Annotated in this window: 3 protein-coding genes; all 3 read left to right on the forward strand. The window is 68.7% G+C overall.

The window, feature by feature from the left end; all coding sequences use genetic code 11:
- Positions 1–553, forward strand: a 553-nt coding sequence (locus tag D7W82_RS40800; RefSeq protein ID WP_158617808.1) for a hypothetical protein, incomplete at its 5' end; no start/stop codon positions are given.
- Positions 554–608: 55 nt separating this feature from the next.
- A complete protein-coding gene (locus tag D7W82_RS38600) occupies positions 609–2588 on the forward strand; it encodes a CHAT domain-containing protein (protein WP_158617809.1) in 1980 nt (659 codons plus the stop codon).
- The coding region (locus D7W82_RS42250) for a hypothetical protein (protein WP_147439765.1) at positions 2585–4217 on the forward strand (1633 nt) is incomplete at its 3' end. The genes D7W82_RS38600 and D7W82_RS42250, both read left to right, overlap by 4 nt.

The following is a 4217-nucleotide window of genomic DNA, read 5'->3' on the forward strand; positions in this document are numbered from 1 at the left end:
CTCCATCCTGGGGGACGTCCTCCAGGCGCTCGGGGGAGGGAAGCTGGGACTGGAGAGCGCCTACAGCCAGGCCAGGCGCCTCTCTTTCACCTTCCATGAGGTGCTCCGGGACAGCATCGACCTGCTCCTGCTCGACCAATTCCTCTCTGCGGCGGAGCTTCCTCCCAGGTCCGCCACCGTGGAGCGGATGCTGGACTCGGACGAACTGTTCGTCATCACGGCGACCCTTAAGGCCCGGAGCCTGTCCGTGGAGGCGGAGGGGGCGCACGACGCCAAGCTCACCGTGGATACCTCCGCGGTGCAGAAGGTGGTCGGCGGCAAGGTGGGGGTCTCTGGCGAGCGAACAGCACTCTCGAAGGTCACCTTCGAGGGGCCGATTCCCCTCGTGTTCGGCTTCCAGGCCGTCCAGTTGCTCTATCAGGAGGGCACCTTCTCGGCGATGCAGCCGCTGGGAGCCGGCCTCTCACTCGGGGATGACGAAGAGGCGGCGGCTCCGCGCGCCCACGGGGTGCTCGAAAGCGAGGGTCCCTTCCTGCGCCTCGGAGGGGGGTGACAGGATGCCTCCCAAGGCGTGGTTGGATGTCATTCTTGAGCGCGCCAGGACCAGAATGCGTGCCCGCGTCGAAGGAGGCCGGGAAGAGCAACCCACCCCCCTTCTCCTGGGTCCTGACTTCTCGGCGAAGTCGCTGGAACTGTTCTCGGCCGCCGTCTGGGATGCGGCCAAGGCGGGCGAGCCGCTCGGCGGGGACTGGCTCGCGCGGGCCCAGGCGCTCCATCGAGGCCTCTTCCGGGATGACATCCTGATGGTGTGGGCGCGGCTGCGCGAAGCGGCGGGGGGCCACCCCGTCTTGCTGCGGCTGATGCTCCACGAGGGCTCGCTCCAATCCGTTCCCTGGGAGGCGCTCTGCACTCCCGGGACGAGTAGTGGTTTCCTCGCCAACTCGCCGGACGTGCTCCTGGCGCGGGGGGTGCATTCGGCGGAGCCCTGGAAGCCACGCGAGGTGCTCGGCGCGGTCCGGGTCCTGCCCATCGCTCCCTCGGGAGAGGCGGCCCTCGCGATGTTGCGGAGCGCGCTCGCCGAGGGCATCTCGGCCGGCGAGGTCGAGTGGCTCGAACCGCTCATCGGCCCTCGTGCCCGCTGGCCCTCCTTGTCGAGCCGCTTGGCGTGCGAGCCCTTTCCTCACGTCATCCACTTCATCGGCCATGGTGGTCTCGAGAATGGCATTCCCAGGCTGTGCCTCGGGGAGGTCGACGACGAGCAGTCCTGGATCAACGCCGAGTTGCTGGGCCAGCAGATCCAGGAGCGGCTTCGCCAGTGGTTGCGTCTCATCGTCCTCGATGCGTGCGAAGGCGCGAGCCCCGGGGCCCTGGCCAGCGCGGCGGAGTGGCTCGCGCGAGCCGGGGCGGATGCGGTCGTCGCCCACCTCTGGCCGGTCAAGGCCGACGTGGCGCGGACGTCCTCGGCGATCTTCTATCGGACGCTCACCGGCAGGGCCGCGCTGCGGGGAGACGTGGCGCTGGCCCTCAACGACGCCCGGCGGACGGTGCTTTCCACCTTCCATGACAGCGCCGAGGCCTTCTCGCCGGTGCTGTACCTGCGTGGGCACGACTCCGTCCTTTTCGAGTTCAAGGGACGGTGGGTCTCTCCCCCGAAGCCTATCTCCCCGATCGCGGGCGTGGGCCCGTCTTCACCGGCCTTGCAACGGCTTCTGGAGCGGCCCTTCACCCTGTTGTTGGGGGACCAGTGGCAGGACGAGCGCGTGGTGCTGGAGGGGGACTTCCGCGAGCGGCTGTGCAAGGGACTCGCGAAGGAAGGCGAGACGAGCGACGCACTCCACTGGCTGCCGCTGAGCGCCCTCACCGAGCAGTACGTGCTCCGCTTCGGGGAGAAGCACCTGAACACCCAGTTCCAGAGTGTGTTCAGGAGCGTCGAGACCTCGTCTCCCCTGCTTGCGGCGCTGGCGCGGCGGCTCGTGCCCGGAGTCCACATCACCCTGCTGCGGCTCCCCGTACTGGAGCACGTCCTGGCCGAGCAGCGGCCCGAACTCACGCTCTATGCCATCCAGCCGCCGGAGCCCGGGGCGGACCCGGACACGCCGGGGACGATGATGCGGCGCGAGGCTGGTTCGGACAGTTGGGAGCCCATCTGCGAGCTGTCCCGGTCGTTCGACGCGCAGCGGGAGCTCGTGGTGCTCCGGCTCTACAGCGGCTACCTGCCGGAGGACACCTTCAGTACGCCCCTCCTCACCGAGGACCACTACCTCCTGGGTGTCCATGAGCTGAAGGACCTGCCTCCTCCCGAGCTCTACGACTTCATCGCGGGCCGGCTGAACAACCAGCCCGTCCTCCTGCTGGGGATGTCGATGCTGTCCTGGCATCACCGCATGCTGCTCCACCGGCTCTTCGAGATGAGGGCGCTGCCGCGTGGAAGCGCTGTGCTCCTCGAACCCGAGGCGGGGAAGAAGGAGCGACGCCTGTGGGAGAGCGGCACGTGCCTGCCGGGCAAAGTCGGCGTGCAGGTCATCGAATCCGGGGCTTCTGAGCTGGTGTCGTCGCTCGACACGTTCGCGGAGCTGAGGGGGCCATGAGCGAACAGGAGCGAGTCAATCCCTTTCCAGGCCCGAGGCCCTATCAGGCGCAGGAGCGCGAGCGTTTCCTGGGGCGGGAGGAGGTCACGCGGTTGCTGGCCAACAGCATCCTGGCCCACCCGTGTGTCACGCTCTTCGGCCCATCCGGGTCGGGCAAGTCATCGCTGATGCAGGCCGGGGTGGTGCCGCTGCTGGAGGAGCAATACGGCTTCCGCACGGTGCGCGTGGATGCGTGGCTGACGGGAGAGGTACCCCTGGAGCGGCTGGCGAGGGCGATGTTCTCCGGCTTCGAGCTGGGAGAGGTGCCTGCGGGGATGGGGCTGCCCGAGGCGATGGATGAGGCCATCCGGTTGGCGGAGCGGTCTTCGGAGCGGCCCATCCTCATCTTCCTGGACCAGTTGGAGCAGTTGCTATTGCCGGACCGGGAGCCTGGGCCCGTGGGCCAGTTGTTGAAGAGCCTGGGGATGCTGGCGCGCAAGCCCATCCAGGGACTGCAACTGGTGCTGTCTCTGAGAGAGGACTACCTGGGGAGGTTTCGGGACAGGGCGCGGGGGCGGAAGGTCCTATGGGAGCAGGGCTTCCGGCTAGGGCCGCTCACGGTGGGGGAGACGGTGACGGTGGCGTCCCGGCTGGCGGAGCTGGGCGTGCCGGCGCAGCGGTGGCAGGAGGAGGAGGTCCGCCGGCTGATGCTGCAGGTGCGGGGGGCGGGACAGGCGGAGACGGACGAGGCGGAGGTGCAGGCGGCGTTCGCGCAGATTGTGTGCCGTGCGCTGTGGGAGGAGCGAGCGGAGAAGGGAGGCGTGGCGGGGGCGGTGGATGCGGAGCCCATCCTGCACAGGTACCTGGCAGCGACGCTGGAGGCGTTGGGGCCGCTGAAGGCGGATGCGCGGCGGCTGCTGGAGGAGCACCTGGTGGCGAGCGACGGCACGCGGACGCTGCTGATGGAGCAGCAGGCGCGGGCGGTGCTGCCTCAGGGGGAGGCGGAGACGGTGCTGTCGAGCCTGGAACGGGCGGCGGTTCTGAGGGCAGAGGAACACCGGGGAAGCCGCTACTTCGAACTGGGGCATGACTGGCTGGCGAGGAAGGTGCTGGAGCTCCAGCGGGAGCGGCTGGGGCGGGAGGAGGAGGAGCGGAGGAGGCAACGGGAGCGGGCCAGCCGGCGCAGGCTGGTGCTCGTCGCATCGGTGTCATTGGCAGTGGCACTGCTGATGGGGGGCTTGCTGCTCTGGGCGTTGAGCGCGAAGCGTCAGGCCGTGGAGCAAGCCGTGATGGCAGGTGCTCAGGAATGGATGGCGCGCGAGCAGTCCGATATCTCGATCAAGATGCTTTCAGAGATCCGCCATCCAGAGAAGGTTCATGGGTGGGCTGAACTTTCGAATACGGCGCTGGTCTCGAGCCGTCTCGTGGCGGAACTCCCTGCTTCGAAGCCGCTCAATTCCGCCGCGTTCAGCCCGGATGGGGAGCGGGTGGTGACGGCTTCAGAGGATGGGACGGCGCGGGTGTGGCGAGCGGGCGGGACGGGCATGCCGGTGGTGCTGAGGGGGTACGAGGAGCCGCTCAATTCCGCCGCGTTCAGCCCGGATGGGGAGCGGGTGGTGACGGCATCCTGGGATGGGACGGCGCGGGTGT

It is taken from the genome of Corallococcus sp. CA049B (assembly GCF_003611685.1).
GTDB classification, from domain to species: Bacteria; Myxococcota; Myxococcia; order Myxococcales; family Myxococcaceae; genus Corallococcus; species Corallococcus coralloides.